16 protein-coding genes and 5 pseudogenes are annotated in these 16,859 nt (G+C 59.6%); 18 read left to right on the forward strand and 3 right to left on the reverse strand.

Annotated elements, in window-relative coordinates:
• Positions 1 to 79: 79 nt before the first annotated feature.
• From V8P77_RS31800 to V8P77_RS31820, 5 genes and pseudogenes are all read left to right on the forward strand, one after another.
• Complete coding sequence (locus V8P77_RS31800; protein ID WP_264399527.1) at positions 80 to 346, forward strand: PepSY domain-containing protein; 267 nt, start codon at positions 80 to 82, stop codon at positions 344 to 346.
• Between the two features lie 2 nt (positions 347 to 348).
• Positions 349 to 753 (forward strand): annotated as a pseudogene (locus V8P77_RS31805) (cytochrome b/b6 domain-containing protein); the annotation flags it as partial.
• Positions 754 to 758: 5 nt separating this feature from the next.
• Positions 759 to 1,296 (forward strand): annotated as a pseudogene (locus V8P77_RS31810) (winged helix-turn-helix domain-containing protein); the annotation flags it as partial.
• A pseudogene (locus V8P77_RS31815) lies at positions 1,293 to 1,571 on the forward strand (two-component sensor histidine kinase); the annotation flags it as partial. The pseudogenes V8P77_RS31810 and V8P77_RS31815, both read left to right, overlap by 4 nt.
• Before the next feature lie 28 nt (positions 1,572 to 1,599).
• Positions 1,600 to 1,848, forward strand: a complete 249-nt coding sequence (locus tag V8P77_RS31820; RefSeq protein WP_373696482.1) for an ATP-binding protein — start codon at positions 1,600 to 1,602, stop codon at positions 1,846 to 1,848.
• A 159-nt stretch (positions 1,849 to 2,007) separates the two neighbouring features.
• On the opposite strand, the gene V8P77_RS31825 is transcribed toward V8P77_RS31820, so the two are convergent.
• The 3 genes from V8P77_RS31825 to V8P77_RS31835 form a co-directional block, all read right to left on the reverse strand.
• Complete coding sequence (locus V8P77_RS31825; RefSeq protein ID WP_264399529.1) at positions 2,008 to 2,451, reverse strand: pseudoazurin; 444 nt, start codon at positions 2,449 to 2,451, stop codon at positions 2,008 to 2,010.
• 243 nt (positions 2,452 to 2,694) lie between these two features.
• Positions 2,695 to 4,620 (reverse strand): PAS domain S-box protein, encoded by a 1,926-nt coding sequence (locus tag V8P77_RS31830; RefSeq protein WP_264399530.1) that lies wholly within the window; start codon positions 4,618 to 4,620, stop codon positions 2,695 to 2,697.
• Positions 4,621 to 4,646: 26 nt separating this feature from the next.
• Positions 4,647 to 5,378, reverse strand: a complete 732-nt coding sequence (locus tag V8P77_RS31835) for a Crp/Fnr family transcriptional regulator (protein WP_264399566.1) — start codon at positions 5,376 to 5,378, stop codon at positions 4,647 to 4,649.
• A gap of 237 nt (positions 5,379 to 5,615) precedes the next feature.
• On the opposite strand from V8P77_RS31835, the gene ccoN reads away from it, so the two are divergent.
• From ccoN to V8P77_RS31900, 13 genes and pseudogenes are all read left to right on the forward strand, one after another.
• Positions 5,616 to 7,238, forward strand: a complete 1,623-nt coding sequence (gene ccoN / locus V8P77_RS31840; RefSeq protein WP_264399531.1) for a cytochrome-c oxidase, cbb3-type subunit I — start codon at positions 5,616 to 5,618, stop codon at positions 7,236 to 7,238.
• A gap of 8 nt (positions 7,239 to 7,246) precedes the next feature.
• Positions 7,247 to 7,981 carry a cytochrome-c oxidase, cbb3-type subunit II gene (ccoO, locus tag V8P77_RS31845; RefSeq protein WP_264399532.1) on the forward strand — a complete coding sequence of 245 codons (735 nt, stop codon included), beginning with the start codon at positions 7,247 to 7,249 and terminating at the stop codon, positions 7,979 to 7,981.
• Positions 7,982 to 7,989: 8 nt separating this feature from the next.
• Entirely contained in the window at positions 7,990 to 8,142 is a 153-nt protein-coding gene (locus tag V8P77_RS31850; RefSeq protein ID WP_264399533.1) for a cbb3-type cytochrome c oxidase subunit 3, read from the forward strand.
• A 1-nt stretch (position 8,143) separates the two neighbouring features.
• Positions 8,144 to 9,007, forward strand: coding sequence for a cytochrome-c oxidase, cbb3-type subunit III (gene ccoP, locus V8P77_RS31855; RefSeq protein ID WP_264399534.1), 864 nt, complete (start codon positions 8,144 to 8,146; stop codon positions 9,005 to 9,007).
• 9 nt (positions 9,008 to 9,016) lie between these two features.
• Positions 9,017 to 9,202, forward strand: coding sequence for a hypothetical protein (locus tag V8P77_RS31860; protein WP_264399535.1), 186 nt, complete (start codon positions 9,017 to 9,019; stop codon positions 9,200 to 9,202).
• A 173-nt stretch (positions 9,203 to 9,375) separates the two neighbouring features.
• On the forward strand, positions 9,376 to 10,944 hold the full coding sequence (gene ccoG / locus V8P77_RS31865) for a cytochrome c oxidase accessory protein CcoG (RefSeq protein ID WP_264399536.1): 1,569 nt from the start codon (positions 9,376 to 9,378) through the stop codon (positions 10,942 to 10,944).
• Positions 10,941 to 11,426 (forward strand): FixH family protein, encoded by a 486-nt coding sequence (locus V8P77_RS31870; protein ID WP_264399537.1) that lies wholly within the window; start codon positions 10,941 to 10,943, stop codon positions 11,424 to 11,426. The genes ccoG and V8P77_RS31870 overlap by 4 nt, the downstream gene beginning before the upstream one ends.
• Entirely contained in the window at positions 11,423 to 13,705 is a 2,283-nt protein-coding gene (locus V8P77_RS31875; protein WP_264399538.1) for a cation-translocating P-type ATPase, read from the forward strand. The genes V8P77_RS31870 and V8P77_RS31875 overlap by 4 nt, the downstream gene beginning before the upstream one ends.
• On the forward strand, positions 13,702 to 13,857 hold the full coding sequence (gene ccoS, locus V8P77_RS31880; RefSeq protein ID WP_264399539.1) for a cbb3-type cytochrome oxidase assembly protein CcoS: 156 nt from the start codon (positions 13,702 to 13,704) through the stop codon (positions 13,855 to 13,857). The genes V8P77_RS31875 and ccoS overlap by 4 nt, the downstream gene beginning before the upstream one ends.
• Before the next feature lie 28 nt (positions 13,858 to 13,885).
• Positions 13,886 to 14,551, forward strand: coding sequence for a Crp/Fnr family transcriptional regulator (locus V8P77_RS31885; RefSeq protein ID WP_264399540.1), 666 nt, complete (start codon positions 13,886 to 13,888; stop codon positions 14,549 to 14,551).
• Between the two features lie 276 nt (positions 14,552 to 14,827).
• Positions 14,828 to 15,357: pseudogene (gene ccmE, locus V8P77_RS31890) on the forward strand (cytochrome c maturation protein CcmE).
• Positions 15,358 to 15,459: 102 nt separating this feature from the next.
• Positions 15,460 to 16,145: pseudogene (locus V8P77_RS31895) on the forward strand (CBS domain-containing protein).
• Positions 16,146 to 16,346: 201 nt separating this feature from the next.
• The gene (locus V8P77_RS31900; protein WP_264399541.1) at positions 16,347 to 16,775 is read left to right on the forward strand and encodes a SyrB2 regulator; all 429 of its coding nucleotides are present in this window, start codon (positions 16,347 to 16,349) and stop codon (positions 16,773 to 16,775) included.
• The last annotated feature ends 84 nt before the right edge of the window (positions 16,776 to 16,859 follow it).

Here is a 16,859-nt window from a genome sequence, read left to right on the forward strand (position 1 = left end):
GGTCGACAGCAAACAGACAGCTTGCGACCCCTATCCAGTCGCTTGTCGCCTGATGGAAGGCAAAGCAAAGGATCGAACTATGAAATTGAAGCTGATCGCCGCCCTCGCAATCCCGGTTGCAACACCGGCTCTGGCGCTTGTCAGCCCAAGCTACACGAAGAAATCGAAGTCCAAATGGATGCCTGAGAACACTATGAAGGTAAAAATCGACACGATGGGCTACAAGGTGAAAACCTTTGAGATAACCGGAAGCTGCTACGAAATTTACGGCAAGGATAAGGACGGCAATCGTGCCGAGGACTATTTCAACCCGGTTTCCGGCGAAATCGTCCAGAAGGGCGAATGATCATGACGGCCGTTCAGTTGCAAAAGGAGGGCCTCCGGCCCTCCAAGCCCGCAAGCGGCACCGTCAAGGTCTGGGATCCGATCGTAAGGCTGTTTCATTGGACCGTTGTTACTGCCTGCATCCTCAATCTCTTTCTCCTGGAAGAAGAGAAATATTGGCACCGCGTAAACGGCTACGTGGTCGCTGCTGCGATCGTGGTGCGCGTCCTCTGGGGCTTCGTCGGAACCTAGCATGCGCGGTTCGGTGATTTTGTCCCGGCGTCGGGTAAAATCAGGGATCAGATACTCGACATGATGCACGGCGCGGAGCAGCGTTACATTGGTCACAATCCTCTGGCATCAGTCATGATGCTCAGCCTGATGGTGCTTCTCGCGGCAACTGCGCTGACCGGCTGGATGACGACACTCGCATAAGCTACGATCTCCTGTTTCTCGATCTCGGCCCGCCTGATGAGGACGGGCTCGATATGCTGAAATCCCTGCGTCTTGCAAGGCAACAGATTCCGGTGCTGGTGCTGACCGCGCGTGGAGCAATCGATGAGCGGATCGCCGGACTGGACGCCGGGGCGGACGATTATCTTCAACAATGGCGAACTGATCGCGCGCGTCCGTGCCCTGATGCGCCGCTCGCTCGTGGTCGCGATGCCGACATTGGAATTTGCCGTGATCCGGTTCGATATGACGTCCCGCCAGGTCACCTGCAACGACAGAGAGGTAGCGCTCGCCCCGTCGGAAAAATCACTGCTCGAACTGCTGATGCGTAATGGTGGAAAGGTAGTCCCGAAGCGCAAGACGGAACACGCATTTTCCGCGTTCGGCGATGAACGCAGCAGCAATGCCGTCGAGCTGGCAATCTCACGGCTGCGGCGGAAACTGGAGGAATATCCCACCAACTCTGTCATCGAAACCGTCAGAGGCGTCGGTTACATGCTGCGTGAGGTTCGCGCTTGATCCGGTCGAACCCCACGCTGACGGCCATTCTGACGCGAAGGATCGCGTTCTTTGCCATGCTTGCAATGCTGGTTCAGCTCGGCGTCATTTTTTCCGACTACTATTGGAACGTGGTGGAGCTTTCCCGCCTGTATGTCGAGCCGGAGACCGAGCGACTCGTCTCCGGCGTCGGATATAGCGATGGCAATATTGCCTACCGACTGCCCGAGGGAATACGCCGACGCTACTCGCACCCGCAAACTGGCTACGTCGCGCGCATTCGCGACGGGCGCGGCTGAAGGATGCCCATAGATTAGCAATCTCATCGAGAATGCGGTTCGCCATACACCCGACTTCACGAACATCATCGTCAGAGTGGGAGAATGTGGTATCCAGGTCGAAGACCGACGGGATGTCCTGCGAGCGGTTTCCGGCCACCGCATCCAAAACTCAGACGGTCTTGGCATAGGATTGTCTATCGTTGAACGGTTCGCGGAACTTCACAATGGATCGTTGCGGCATTCCGTTTCACGACATGGCCACATCTTCAATCTCGTGTTGCCGGTTCGGTAAAGCAATATAGAATTTCTCATTTATTGTGGTTGCGCGCTGCCATGTCGGCCACCGCCACAGGTCCTCTCTGCCACGAAAGCGATTGTCATGAGCTTGAGCATTTGGCCCTCCGTCGTGCGGGATGGCCGCGAAGCGCGTCCAACCGCATCCGTCGGTTAATTACTGGGTAATCTGCGCCAGGTCGGCGTCCAACCTCTTGCGCACCATGTTCGGCACCTTTGCCATCTTGATCGCCTCGATGTTCGCCGGGTTGTCGCCGACCTGGATCAGCGCAACCATGCCCATCCCGACATGCGGCGTGCACTTCAGCACATAGGCGCCCGGAACGTCGAACTTCGCCTGATACTGCTCGCCCGGCCTGGACTTGAACTCGGAAACGCCATCGGGGATGAGCCCCTTGAAGGTCTCGACGTTGTGGCTCTTGTCGATGGGTACGAACGTCACGGTGTCGCCGGGTGCGATTTTCAAGAAGCCGGGCTCGAACACCATCGCGCCGTCCGTGCCCTTGTTAAGCATCTGAACCTGATGGTCGGCGGCCGTCAACGGCGCTGCCGAAGTAAGCAGGACTGCCGTTGCAGCGATCAGACTGAACTTCAAACGCATTCGCATATCTCCTGTTCTGCGAGGACCGGTTTGGCCTCGTGAATAGCTTCTAAGACATGCAGGACCGGGTTTCTTTGATACTCGTCAAACTCATGGAGAAACTGGTAATTCGGCTTGAAAACATCAGCATCGAGGACTCGTCCGCGAGAAGGCGCTGGTCGTCATCAACTGACGAAACGACCGACTTCACGCAGCACTATCGGCTCCGCCAAGGTCGATCATAACAAGCCGGACACGGCTGCGTCACTTGGCGTTGAGAAGTTCGCGAATCTTCAAGGCGAGATCTTTTGCGGTATAGGGCTTGCGCAGCCATTGCGCGCCAGGAACAATGCCTTTGCCGGCCAAACCGGGCTCGGAATATCCCGACGTGAAGAGCACGGCGATATCAGGCCGCAAAATGCGAACCTCGCGCGCGAGTTCGTCCCCCGTCATCCCACCAGGCATGACGATATCGGTAAACAACAGCGCGACGTCAGGGTTTTCCTGCAGGAGGTCGAGCACCCGGTGGCCGTTTTCGACTTCACAAACCTTATAGCCCATCGAAGCCAGCCTGGCGACGGCGACGCGGCGGACTCGGGCGTCGTCTTCGACGACTAGCACCACTTCGTCTCCGCGCGGCAGCTGGTTCTCGCCGGAATCTTGGTCCGGCGCAGGCTCTTGGAGCTTCGCAGCGTTGATGGCGGGTAGATATATTCGGGCGGTCGTGCCGCGTCCAACCTCGCTGTAAAGCTGAAAGTGCCCGCCCGATTGCTTCACGAAGCCATAGACCATGCTCAGCCCGAGACCGGTGCCCGAACCGACTTCCTTTGTGGTGAAGAACGGTTCCATCGCGCGTTTTCTGACCTCTTCGGTCATGCCGATGCCGGTATCCGTCATCGTGATGAGCACGAAATTGCCGGTGCGTACCTCCGGATACATCTTCGCATAGTCGGCATCGAGGTGTACCCGTGAGATGGTTGTGGTGAGGCTGCCGCCCTTCGGCATCGCGTCCCTTGCGTTCAAGGCGATGTTCAGAATGGCGTTCTGAAGTTGCGAACTGTCAACAAGGACATTCATGCCCGATCCGTCGATGACGGTCGAAAGCTTTATATCTTCACTGAGCGTCCGCCTGAGCAGATCCGAGAAGCCGCTCACGAGTTGGCCAAGATCCGCCTGTTTGGGGTTCAAAGGCTGCCGCCGGCCAAAAGCCAGCAGTTGACCTGTGAGAATGGCCCCGTCCGCCGCCGCTGACTGGGCTTCGCCGAGGATTTCACGAAGATTGCCGGGCGGCAGCTTATACTCGATCATTTCGAGATTGCCGCTGATGACGGTGAGGAGATTGTTGAAGTCGTGCGCGATGCCTCCGGTCAGCTGCCCGATCGCCTCCATCTTCTGCGCCTGGCGGAGATCCTCCTCGATCTTGAAACGGCTCGTCAGGTCCCGGACGAAGCCGGTGAAAATCCGCTCGCCGTTGGCGGTCGCCTCGCCGACATGCAATTCCATGGGGAATTGTGAACCGTCAGCCCGCTGTCCGGTCACGACGCGCCCGTAGCCGATGATGCGCTTCTCGCCGGTTTCGATATAGTGGCCGATATAGCCGTCGTGAGCGTCGCGGTAGGGGTTCGGCATCAGGTTGCTGACGTTACGGCCGCAGATCTGATCCGCCTGCATTCCGAACAGTTTTTCGGCAGCTTTGCTGAACGACAGCACCGTTCCCTTATGATCGATCACCACCATTGCATCCGGCACGATATCGAGAATCGAACTGAGATGCGCCTCACGCGATTTGACCGCCTCCTGAGCCCGCCTCAACGCGCTGACATCACTATTCGTCTGGATGACGGCGAGGTCGCGATCCGGCAAATTGACCAGCACGCAGCGGGACGCGACATGAATATCATGGCCGCTCTTGTGGCGATGAATGATCTCGCCCTGCCAGAAGCCGCGCGATCTCAGCTGCTCGCGGATGTTTTCCGCTGGTACGGGAAACTTCGTCGCCAGTAGTTCGTCAATCTTTTCGCCCACGGCCTCCTCCCTGGCCCAGCCATACATGTTCTCGCAGCCGATGGACCAATGCGTGATCGTTCCGTCGAAACGGTGGACCAGGATATCTGCTCCGTCGAGCACGTGCACCATGGCATCCAGCTCCTGCGGCGATGCGGTTCTCGGTGACACGAGGCGGTGAGGCATGAATGTCGATCCCGCGGCTTGTTGCATCAGTGCAGGTTGACCCTATGACAGGAATCGTCAGAAAAATCATCAGCGTCGCCGGACAACTGTATCAGCCGGGCGAGATTGACGATTCGCAGTTCGTGCCTGCCCTCGGGAATAATGATGTTGCGCGATGCGAGTTTCGTGATCGTGCGAGACACGGTCTCGATGGTCAGGCCGAGATGGTCGGCAATGTCCTGGCGGTTCATGGGGACGCGCACCAGGCCCTGGCGCGGCCGCGGGTTGCGACGCGATGCAAGCTTGGCGATGAAGCTGCAGAGACGTTCCTCGGCATTCTTTTTCGACAACAGCACCATCTGTTCATTCGCTGCGGCCGCCTCCTGGCAAAGCAGCGAGATATAGGCCGGGCCGAGCGCCTCCGAACGAGCGACTTCTTCGTGGAAACTCTTGCGCGAGATGCGGCGGATCTTGCATTCGGTGACGGCCTCCGCCGTGAAAATGAAATCCTTTTGCAACGAGGCGCCGATGAGATCGCCGGCGAAATGAAACGCGGTGATCACGCGGCGACCTTCGCCGATGATGCGATGCAGGCGAACGACACCTTCTTCCACTTGGAAGAGATGTTGCGCCTTGTCGCCTTCCCAGCAAATCGCCTTGCCGGCTGTGACGGATTCCGCCGCTGAGACAAGGAAAAGCGACGAAAGCGGTTGGCCGGCGTGAATGGCTTCACCGGTTCTCTCGGCATTGTCGAACGGATGGTTGTTCTGCATCAGTATCGTCGTGTCCCCTTGTGGCGATGGGTACAGTAGAAAGCTCATGCGTCACACGCGAATGAGCGGACGGTGCCAAAGAGTGAAAGATTGTAACAGTGTGTAACGGCGGCGGTTCGTCCGCGGCTTGGGGTCTGCTTGTTGATGTAGATCAAGGAGCCGTTGCCGGCTTCGTGACAGTCCTGCCTCGCAGAAAGAGAAAGCCGGCCCCGGGGCGGTCGTCTTTGCACTGGGGACGACATCATGAATTACACGACGGAAACGGTGGTGCTCGCGGTCGCGGCGTATCTAGCGATGCTCGGCGCCGCATTCGCGCACGATCATCTCTTTGCGGCCCATATGGGCATACTTTGCCTCTGCCTCGTTGCGGGAACGCTGCTGCTTGTCAGGAACGTCGAGTTTTCACCGGCGGGCCAACAGCGCAGAGTCGACATATCGAGTTATTTCGACGAAGTGATACGCTACGGTCTGATCGCCACGGTCTTCTGGGGTGTGGTTGGCTTCCTCGTCGGTGTCGTCATTGCGCTGCAGCTGGCTTTTCCTGACCTCAACATCGCCCCCTATCTCAATTTTGGAAGGCTGCGGCCCGTTCACACGTCGGCGGTCATCTTCGCTTTCGGTGGCAACGCGCTGATCATGACGTCCTTTTACGTGGTGCAGCGCACCTGCCGCGCCCGCCTCTTCGGCGGCAGCCTGGCCTGGTTCGTCTTCTGGGGCTACCAACTCTTCATCGTCATGGCGGCGACCGGCTATGTGCTCGGCATCACTCAGGCCCGTGAATATGCTGAGCCAGAATGGTATGTCGACCTGTGGCTGACGATCGTCTGGGTCGCCTATCTCGGCGTCTATCTCGGTACGATCCTGAAGCGCAAAGAACCGCATATCTACGTGGCAAACTGGTTCTATCTTAGCTTCATCGTCACCATCGCGATGCTGCACGTGGTCAACAATCTTGCGGTTCCGGCCTCGTTCCTCGGCTCCAAGAGCTATTCTCTCTTCTCGGGCGTTCAGGATGCGCTGACCCAATGGTGGTACGGCCACAACGCCGTCGGCTTCTTTCTCACCGCCGGCTTCCTCGGCATGATGTACTACTTCGTGCCGAAGCAGGCCAACCGACCCGTCTATTCATACCGGCTCTCGATCATCCACTTCTGGGCGCTGATCTTCATGTACATCTGGGCCGGCCCGCATCATCTGCACTACACGGCATTGCCCGACTGGGCTCAGACGCTCGGCATGGTTTTCTCGATAATGCTCTGGATGCCCTCCTGGGGCGGCATGATCAACGGTCTCATGACCCTTTCGGGCGCCTGGGACAAGATTCGCACCGATCCGATCATCCGTATGATGATCGTCGCCATCGCCTTTTACGGGATGTCGACCTTCGAAGGTCCGATGATGTCGGTGAAAACCGTCAATTCGCTCAGTCACTATACCGAATGGACGATCGGCCACGTGCATTCCGGCGCTCTCGGCTGGGTGGGAATGATCACCTTCGGTGCGATCTATTATCTGACGCCGAAGCTATGGGGACGCGAACGTCTCTACAGCCTACGGATGGTCAACTGGCACTTCTGGCTCGCAACGCTCGGGATCGTGGTCTACGCCGCGGTGCTTTGGGTTGCCGGCATCCAGCAGGGGCTGATGTGGCGCGAGTACAATTCGCAGGGCTTCCTCGTCTATTCCTTCGCAGAAACGGTCGCTGCGATGTTCCCCTATTACTTGCTGCGTGCGGTGGGCGGAGCGCTCTATCTGGCGGGCGGTCTCGTCATGGCGTGGAACGTGTTCATGACGATCCGCGGTCGCCTGCGCGACGAGGCCGCAATCCCGACCACTATCGTGCCCCAGGCACAGCCTGCCGAATGAGGTGAGACATGGCGTCCCTACTGGATAAACATAAAATCCTCGAGAAGAACGCGGCGCTTCTTCTGGTCGGCTCGCTACTCGTCGTGAGCATCGGCGGCATCGTCGAAATCGCGCCGCTGTTCTACCTGCAGAACACGACCGAAAAGGTAGAAGGCATGCGGCCATATACGCCGCTTGAGCTGGCGGGGCGAAACATCTACATCCGCGAAGGCTGCTATCTCTGCCACAGCCAGATGATCAGGCCGTTCCGTGATGAAGTCGAACGTTACGGACATTACTCGCTCGCCGCGGAATCAATGTACGACCATCCGTTCCAGTGGGGATCCAAACGGACCGGGCCGGACCTGGCACGAGTCGGTGGACGTTACTCGAACGAATGGCATGTTCAGCATCTCGCAAATCCGCGGGCCGTGGTGCCGGAATCGATCATGCCGAGCTACGCCTTCCTCAAGGAACGGGAAGTAACGGTCAAGGATGTCGGGATGGACCTCAAGGCCAACGAAGACGTGGGTGTGCCCTACAGTGACGACATGCTGGCGAATGCGGAGGCCGACATGAGGGCTCAGGCCGATCCGAATGCGCACACGGCGAACCTGCTTGAACGCTATCCGAAGGCGAAGGTCGGCGATTTCGACGGCGATCCGGCCAGGCTGACCGAAATGGACGCCCTGGTGTCCTACCTGCAGATGCTTGGAACGCTGGTCGATTTCTCGAACTATGACGACGCGACCGGTTACCGTTGAGGTGATCTATGGAAACCTACACTGCAATGAGACACTTCGCCGACAGCTGGGGCCTCCTGGCAATGGTGGCATTCTTCGTCGGCGCTGTCGTGTTCACCCTTCGCCCAGGCAGCAAGCAGACGGCGAAGGAAGCCGCCGATATTCCCTTGAAGGATGATTGAGATGTCGGAAAATCATATCGATGAATTAAGCGGCGTCGAGACGACCGGACATGAATGGGACGGCATTCGCGAGCTCAACAATCCCCTGCCCCGCTGGTGGGTCTGGACCTTCTACATGACGATCATGTGGTCAATCGGGTACGCCATCGCCTATCCGGCCATCCCAATGATCACGTCCGCCACGAAAGGCTATCTCGGCTACTCAACTCGCGCGGACCTGCAGCAGGATCTCGATCTCGCCAAGGTATCCCAGACAAAGTTTCATGATCTGATTGCCGCCAAGACCGTGCAGGAGATCGATTCCGACCCTACTCTTCGGGAATTCGCAATCGCTGGCGGCGCTTCCGCATTCAAGGTGAACTGTGCGCCATGCCATGGCTCGGGAGCCAGCGGGGGTCCCGGATACCCGAACCTCAATGACGACGATTGGCTGTGGGGTGGAGATCTGGACGCCATTCAGACGACCATCGCGCACGGGATACGCTTCGACACTGATACCGACACCCACGCGTCCGAGATGCCGGCCTTTGCAGAAATTCTGGATTCCACCCAGACAAGGCAGGCGGCCGCTTACGTTTGGGGGCTGACCAATACGCCCCCGGACCCCACCCTCGCGGAAGACGGAAAACAGGTATTCCTCGATAACTGTGCCGCATGTCACGGCGAAGACGCCAAAGGAAAGGCGGACATGGGCGCGCCGGATCTCGCCGATGCAATCTGGCTGAAGGCGCGCGGTGAAGACGCCATTATTCGCCAGGTAACCTCTCCCAAGCATGGTGTCATGCCCGCCTGGACAGGGCGCCTGGGCGATACGACCGTCAAGGAGCTGACCATTTTCGTTCATTCGCTTGGCGGCGGGATGTAAGGAAAAGCCATGACAGTTCATGACCACGATCCGATTTTCGGTCTCTACGGCACGCAGCGCGCGACCATACGGTCGCATGGGTCGGCACGCGCCAAAGCTGTGCCGCCATCTTCCGAGCAGGAAGACCCGGCAAAGATCGGCAATTCAATCGTAAGTTTGACCTGCCTCAAAGACCACAAACAGACGAGCCGCTAATTGCAATTGTGGAGGACGTCCCCGCGGTGTTTCTCCCCCGCAGTTCCTCCAGGCCACGCCCACTCTCCGGGGCGTGGCCTTTTCCTTGTCCGGGAAGCATCGCTTCTTGATCTGCATCAAGGAACAGCTGCGCCCGAGATGGGACAAGAGCGGCTGAAAACCGGACAGGTCCCATGAATCTCTATACCGCCTCCGATCCAAACGACATCGAACGCGCCAGCGTCGAGCCGGTCAACACCCGGCGCAACCGACAACCTCTCTATGCGCCACGCAAGAAGATTTTTCCAAAGCGCGCAGAAGGCCGATTCCGCCGGCTCAAATGGATCGTGATGCTGATCACAATCGGCATTTATTACTTGGCGCCGTGGATCCGTTGGGACCGCGGTCCCAACGCGCCCGATCAGGCAATCCTCGTCGACCTCTCCTCGCGGCGCTTCTTCTTTTTCTTCATCGAGATCTGGCCGCAGGAATTTTACTACGTTGCGGGCCTGCTCGTTATGGCGGGCTTCGGCCTCTTTCTGGTCACCGCCGCGGTCGGCCGCGCCTGGTGCGGCTACGCCTGTCCACAGACCGTCTGGGTCGATCTCTTTCTCGTCGTCGAACGCGCCATCGAAGGCGACCGGAACGCGCGGATGAAGCTCGACGCCGGCCCCATCACCCTCGACAAGCTCAGGAGGCGCGTGATCAAGCATGCGATCTGGCTGCTGATCGGCGTTACCACCGGCGGGGCGTGGATCTTCTATTTCGCCGATGCGCCGAGCCTGGCGGCTTCGCTATTTTCCGGCAGCGCTCCTGCAGCCGCCTATGCGACGATCGCCATCCTGACCGCCACGACCTATGTGCTCGGCGGGCTGATGCGCGAGCAGGTCTGCACCTACATGTGTCCCTGGCCGCGCATCCAGGGCGCGATGCTCGACGAAAATTCGCTGGTTGTCACCTACAACGACTGGCGGGGCGAACAGCGGTCGCGCCACGCCAAGAAAGCCCGGGCCGTGGGCCTACCGGTCGGCGATTGCGTGGATTGCAATGCCTGCGTCGCGGTCTGTCCGATGGGAATCGACATTCGTGACGGACAGCAGATGGAGTGCATCACCTGCGCGCTCTGTATCGATGCCTGTGACGGCGTCATGGACAAAATCGGAAAACCTCGCGGCCTGATCGCCTATGCGACGCTCAGCGAATATTCGAGCAACATGTTGCTTGCGACGGACGGAGGGCGGTCAGCCATCCAGCCGTCCAATGTCCGGAACGCCGATTGCAGCTTCGTTCCGGCAGTCCGGCATTTCGACTGGCGCATCATCATTCGTCCGAGAATCGTCTTCTACGCCGTCGTCTGGGCATTGATCGGCATCGCCATGGTCGTCCATCTCGCATTGCGCGAACGGCTCGAACTCAACGTCGTCCACGACCGCAACCCTCAATATGTTCTGGAAAGCGACGGCTCCATCCGTAACGGCTACACGCTTCGCGTCCTCAACATGGTGCCGATGCCGCGGGACGTGACCATTACCTTGGTCGGACTGGAGGGCGGCACGATGCGCATACCCGAATTCGGCCGGCAGGATGGCCGCAGCTTCACCGTCAATGCCGAACCCGACGCGGCCACGACGCTCAAGGTCTTCGTCACGCGCAGGCCCGACGGATCCAAGATCAATGAATTCCTCTTCGTCATCGAAGACACGGGCCATTTTGACCGGGCGACCTATCGCGCGGCGTTCAACGCACCGGGAGACGTGAAATGAAAGCTTCCGCTCAAGGTTTTACCGGCCGGCACATGCTGCTTACGATCTCGGCGTTTTTCGCGGTCGTGATCGCCGTCAACATCACCATGGCCGTCTATGCCTCATCCAGCTGGAGCGGCCTGGTCGTGGAAAACACCTATGTGGCCAGCCAGGAATTCAACGGCAAGGCGGCAGCGATGAAGACGATGGCCGCCTCGGGCATCGAGGGCGCTCTCTCCGTCAACGGCCGCGAGATCCGCTACAATATTCATGACGGGAAGGGCGCGCCTGCGATCATCGACGATGTCACGCTGAATTTCAAACGGCCGGTCGGCGATCATGAGGATTTCCGCCTCGAGCTGCGGAAGACGGGCGAGGGGCAGTTCGAAGCCGATCACGAGATCGCCGGCGGCGACTGGATCATCGAGGCCGTATCGAGAAGGAACGACGCGGTCGTCATGCATGAGGCCAAGCGCGTCGATACTGCGGAGTTTGGCCAATGACCTGCTGCTCCATGGATACGCAAAGCGTGCTCGCCCTCAGCGCCACATCCGCCAGCGCCGATGAAGTCCGTCTTGCCAGCCATCCGCTCGAGGCCGGATTGCGCCAGCTCGACGTCAGCGTACCGGACGTCCACTGCGGCGGCTGCATATCCAACATCGAAAAGGCACTGTCGGCGCTCCCCTTCGTCAGGCAAGCCCGGGTCAATCTGACCGCCCGCAGGGTTAGCTGCGTCTACCAGGAGGATATCGACAAGCAGGCGACCGATCCCTCCGAAATCCTCGCGGCCATCAATGCGGCCGGATACCGTGCGCATCTTTTCACGCCGACGGCACCTGAAAACGACAGGATCAGGAACCAGCTACTGCTGGCGATCGGCGTTTCGGGTTTTGCAGCTGCCAACATCATGCTGCTATCGGTCTCGGTCTGGTCGGGCGCCGATGCGGCGACGCGTGACATGTTTCACTGGATCTCGGCGATGATCGCGGCCCCCGCGCTGGTCTATGCGGGACGCTTCTTCTTCAAGTCGGCCTGGAACGCGCTCAAGCGCGGGCGTACCAACATGGACGTTCCGATCTCGCTTGCGGTGACGCTCTCCTATGCCGTGTCCCTGTGGGAGACCGTGCACCACGGCGAACATGCGTGGTTCGACGCTTCGGTTTCCCTGCTGTTCTTCCTGCTGATCGGCAGAACCCTCGATCACGTGATGCGGGAAAGGGCACGCGCGGCGATCAACGGCCTTGCCAGACTGGCCCCGCGCGGGGCTCTGTTGATGATGCCGGACGGATCGCGCCGCTACGTTCCGGTAGAGGAGATCGCGGTTGGAGATGACATATCAATCGCGGCGGGCGAACGTATCCCCGTCGACGGTATGATCGTCAGCGGCGAGAGCGACGTGGACCTTTCCATCGTCACCGGCGAAAGCAGTCCGGTCGCCGTCGCCTCAGGCAGCGCGGTGAATTCGGGTGCGATAAACCTGACCGGCCCGCTCGTCCTGCGCGCGACGAAAGTGGCGAGGGATTCGCTTCTATCGGAAATCATTGGCCTGATGGAAGCCGCCGAGGGCGGCAGGGCTCGCTATCGCCGGGTCGCCGATCGCGCCGCAGCACTTTATTCCCCGGCCGTGCACCTGTTGGCGCTGGTCTCCTTCCTCGCCTGGGGCTTGGTCGGCGGTGACTGGAAACAGGCCATGCTAGTCGCGGTGGCGGTGCTGATCATCACATGCCCCTGCGCGATGGGCCTTGCCGTACCTGTGGTCCAGGTGGTCGCTGCGGGTGAGCTTTTCCGTAAGGGTATCATGGTCAAGGACGGTTCGGCGCTCGAAAGGCTGGCCGAGGTCGATATCGTGGCCTTCGACAAGACCGGCACGCTGACGATGGGCCGGCCCCGCCTCGTCAAGGCCGAAGCGATCGACGCGGGTAACACCGCGATCGCCTGCGCATTGGCCGCGCATTCACGGCATCCTCTTTCTGAGGCTCTGGTGCGGGATCTGGAGCTTGTTTCCTCACTCTCCTTCGATGAGGTCACGGAAATCCCCGGCGGGGGAATGGAGGCCAGGAACGGGACGGGTGTCTATCGGCTGGGCGGCCGGGTCTTTGCCTCCGGGAGCGGCCTCGCGCTCGGCACGGGCGGCGATCCATTTTCGGAAGTGGTCCTGTCCAGAAACGGCGCCGTTCTCGCACGTTTCCTCTTTGACGACACGCTGCGCCCGGGCGCCGCCGAGGCTGTCCGGGCGCTCACAGCGGCTGGCCGTGAAACGCTGATGATGTCCGGCGACAGGCAATCCGTTGTCGACAGCACGGCGCGGGCTCTCGGTATCCACACGGCTCTGGGCGCCCTGGCGCCGAAGCAGAAGGTCGAGGAATGCCAGCGACTGAGCGGCGAGGGCCACCGCGTGCTCATGGTCGGCGACGGGATCAACGATGCTCCGGCGCTTGCCGCCGCGCATGTCTCAATGGCGCCCGCCACGGCATCCGACATCGGCAGGCAGGCCGCCGACCTCGTCTTTTTCAAGGAGCGGCTGGATGCCGTTCCGGACGCGATCGCCGTTGCGCGAAGATCCGCCAGTCTTATCCGGCAAAACTTCGTTCTCGCCATCGGTTACAACATGCTGGCAGTCCCGATCGCGATCGCCGGACTGGCGACGCCGCTGATAGCAGCGGTGGCCATGTCAACGTCGTCGATCATCGTCGTGACGAACGCGCTGCGGTTGAATGGTGTCGGCGAGCATTCCCCAATGCCGACCAAGGCGGGAGCCGGCGAGGAGGTGAAAACCGCATGAACATGCTGATCTATCTGATACCGATCGCGCTGCTGATGGGGGGAATGGGCCTTCTGGCATTCCTCTGGTCGCTGAAGTGCGGCCAATACGACGACCTTGAAGGCGCCGCCTGGCGAATCCTCGTCGACGACGAAACCGACCGCAATTCTTGAACCGCATATTGGCTAAAAGGAAGATCGATTGCTTGCGAAAAATCCCATACTTTTGCGGTCTGACCTATTCGACGGCGTCAACCAGGTGACGGTAGAGGAACTCGCCGCCGCGGCTCAGTTTCAAACATTCGCGCCGGATGAGCGGATCGTCGCCGAAGGTCAGCCAGCGGCGTTCGTCTATCGTGTGATGAACGGGTTCGTCCGGCTTTCGAAATCGGAATCCGGCGGGCGCGAGGCAGATATCTGTGTTTGCGAGCCGGGCGACACCTTCGGCGAGTATCTTCTGTCTGGCGGCGGCGCCTATGCCTACAGCGCGTGGTCCGCCGACGGTGCGGAGGTGGCGTTGTTCGAGCTTTCGGACTTGCGGACGCTCGCCGACCAGTATCCCGTCATGCATCGCAACGGCATGCGGATCATGACCCGGCATCTGCTCGGCGCGATGGATTGCATTGCGGGAGACCGGCTGCACACGGCCACGCAGCGTGTGGCAAATTATCTCGTGAGCCGATGCCCGGCGTCGGCCTCACATGTCACGTTTCGCCTGCCGTACCGGAAGAGAATTCTGGCCGGCAAACTGGGGCTTGCACCCGAAGCCCTTTCGCGGGCGTTCGCCGCGCTTGTACCTGCAGGGGTTGAAGTCAGAGGCAGGACCGTACTGGTCGGCAGCGTCGATCTGTTGCGGAAGGCATGCTAGTCTAACGCGTCGGGAACAAGCTGGCAAAGCGCGCCGTAATTTGACCCCCGTCAATGTGGCGATCGCCCGCTCCACTATGTTCAGGGCAAAAGGCACCTGGACGTCATGGTTATCTGGATTGTTTCGCAGCCATAGCTCCGGCCGTCATCGCTTGCCTCCGAGACCAGTTCTCGAACTCGACACGGAAATCGAGACGAACCAACTCGGGCGCAATGGAGGCGTTCTGCTGACCATTTCTGGGTGGGAGCCTGACATGACAGCCGCAGGAGATCGGAGATGACGCGCAAGCAGAAGAGCCTTGCGATGATCGCGGGCGGGATGAGTTTCATCATTGCCGCGGTGATTTTTTGATTTCGCCTTCAGCCAGTCGGTGGCCTATTTCTACATGCCGGCCGATCTGGCACAGACGCCTGTGGCGCCGGAAACCCGCATCCGGTTTAGCGGCCTGGTCGGCGAGGGTAGCGTCGTGCGCGGCACCGGCTCGACGGTGGAATTTGCAGTCACCGACGGCAGCGCCTATGCCGTGAGGGTCAAATATACCGGCATCCTTCCCGATCTTTTTCGCGAGGGCCAGGGTGTTTACGCCGGGAACGAATGTCTTTGTCGCCGATACCGTGCTTGCCAAGCATGACGAGACCTATATGCCGAAGGATGTGGCCGACAGGCTGAAACAGCAGGGTCTGTGGCAGGAAGGTAAGGGCAGGAGGCGAAGGCGACCCCATGATCATCGCGGGCAGGGGACCACTGCGGTCCTCACCGGAAAGAAGGCGCCAGTTTGGAGGCCATTCTTCGGTCGACGGGCATGAAAGCCAACCACCGATCAGCAAGATTGACGAAGATCAAAGCGGCGCTATCGGCTTTTCTCTAGCATTATCCCAACGATAACGGTAAGCAGTGAGGCGCCGGCGATGCAGGCAATGGACATAGTGACCACGAAAGTGGTTTCGGTCAGTCTGGCGGTCAGCGTGCGCCATGCGGTCGCGATGATATTGCGGAACCAGATCAGCGGGCTTCCCGTGATCGATGATCAGGGCTGCGTTTGCGGCATGGTCACCGAGGGCGACCTGCTTATGCGTCGGGAGGTCCGGCTTACACCCCACTCCACACGCGCACCGGAGCTTATCTCCGAGATCGATCTCGAACGCTACATCTGCAGCAACGGATGGTGCGTCGCAGATGTAATGTCGCAAGAGGTGATCGTCGCGCGGCCGGACAGCGAAGTCTCCGATATCGCCGAAAGCCTGCAGGCGCATCGTATCAAACGGCTGCCGATCGTCGAACAGGGACGTCTCGTCGGCATCATGAGCCGAAGGGATATTCTGCGCGTCATTGCCGAGGCACCGACGACCGCATTGCCCCGAGAGGATCAGGCGATCAGAATGGCGGTGCGCACCAGGCTGAGATCGGATCTCGGGCTCACCTTCCCGAGGGTTCAGGTGTCAGTCACAAACGGGCAGGGACCGTTGACGTTCAGGTCGAATCCGAATTGAAGCGCAAGGCGATCAAGGTGCTCGTGGAAGGCCTGGGCGGGATTGGCCGCAAGGCGAATTTATCTGCTTCCCTGACGTATTTTCGAAAACAAAGAGTTCCATGAATCGGTGTTATGCTGCCGAACAGACCGAATCCAACGGTTTGTGGTTCAAGTCACCTTTGCCATAGAGCTTTCTCAGCTTTTCCAGCGGCCTTCAAATTCTGCGCTCACATTGGGTGCAACACTTTCAATGACCCGCAGCGCCGCTGTTGACTCCGTCTTGCGCTCAGTCGAAAACAGATTTGGCTACAGAGGAGATGACCGATGGCTCAAGAGAATACAGGCCCTCATGCTGAGGCCGTGCAGGCGGTTGTCCCGGCAAAAACACCGGAGCCCAAGAAGCAGCGTGCGCCACGGCGGTCAAAGGCAGTTGGCGAACCGGCTCCGGCCGTATCAGAGGCGGCGGTACTGCCACCTGCAAATCCCGCAAAACCTGGCAGACGCGGTCGGGGAAGGAAGCCAAAGTCCATCGAAACAAAGGTCCCAGACGGTAGGAGCACACTCAACAGCGCCGGCAGAACCAAGACGGCGAAGCCGGTTGAGCAACTGGCAAGAGCATCTGCTCCTGTTCTCGATGAGATCGAAGATCTGATCCAGTTGGAGGAAGAGAATAAAAGACTTCGCAAGCTTCTGGCCGACAAGTTGCGTCAGGAAAATACCGAGCTTCGCAAGCGTCTCGGGCTGGATGATTAACGAGCGACCCAAACGGGGTCGTGGAACGCCCTCAGCCGCTGTTTTTTCAGTAGGGGAGAGATTGCCGAGCCCGGCTCGTGGGCA

Source organism: Rhizobium aouanii, assembly GCF_037002925.1.
GTDB lineage: Bacteria > Pseudomonadota > Alphaproteobacteria > Rhizobiales > Rhizobiaceae > Rhizobium > Rhizobium aouanii.

What these genes read in the sequence shown, in the direction of transcription:
- ccoP (WP_264399534.1), top strand. Translation starts at nt 8,144, where the DNA reads ATGTCGGAAAATCATATCGATGAATTAAGCGGCGTCGAGACGACCGGA.
- V8P77_RS31900 (WP_264399541.1), top strand. Translation starts at nt 16,347, where the DNA reads ATGGCTCAAGAGAATACAGGCCCTCATGCTGAGGCCGTGCAGGCGGTT.
- V8P77_RS31860 (WP_264399535.1), top strand. Translation starts at nt 9,017, where the DNA reads ATGACAGTTCATGACCACGATCCGATTTTCGGTCTCTACGGCACGCAG.
- V8P77_RS31850 (WP_264399533.1), top strand. Translation starts at nt 7,990, where the DNA reads ATGGAAACCTACACTGCAATGAGACACTTCGCCGACAGCTGGGGCCTC.
- V8P77_RS31870 (WP_264399537.1), top strand. Translation starts at nt 10,941, where the DNA reads ATGAAAGCTTCCGCTCAAGGTTTTACCGGCCGGCACATGCTGCTTACG.
- V8P77_RS31830 (WP_264399530.1), bottom strand. Translation starts at nt 4,620, where the DNA reads ATGCCTCACCGCCTCGTGTCACCGAGAACCGCATCGCCGCAGGAGCTG.
- V8P77_RS31825 (WP_264399529.1), bottom strand. Translation starts at nt 2,451, where the DNA reads ATGCGTTTGAAGTTCAGTCTGATCGCTGCAACGGCAGTCCTGCTTACT.
- ccoS (WP_264399539.1), top strand. Translation starts at nt 13,702, where the DNA reads ATGAACATGCTGATCTATCTGATACCGATCGCGCTGCTGATGGGGGGA.
- V8P77_RS31875 (WP_264399538.1), top strand. Translation starts at nt 11,423, where the DNA reads ATGACCTGCTGCTCCATGGATACGCAAAGCGTGCTCGCCCTCAGCGCC.
- ccoO (WP_264399532.1), top strand. Translation starts at nt 7,247, where the DNA reads ATGGCGTCCCTACTGGATAAACATAAAATCCTCGAGAAGAACGCGGCG.
- ccoG (WP_264399536.1), top strand. Translation starts at nt 9,376, where the DNA reads ATGAATCTCTATACCGCCTCCGATCCAAACGACATCGAACGCGCCAGC.
- V8P77_RS31800 (WP_264399527.1), top strand. Translation starts at nt 80, where the DNA reads ATGAAATTGAAGCTGATCGCCGCCCTCGCAATCCCGGTTGCAACACCG.
- ccoN (WP_264399531.1), top strand. Translation starts at nt 5,616, where the DNA reads ATGAATTACACGACGGAAACGGTGGTGCTCGCGGTCGCGGCGTATCTA.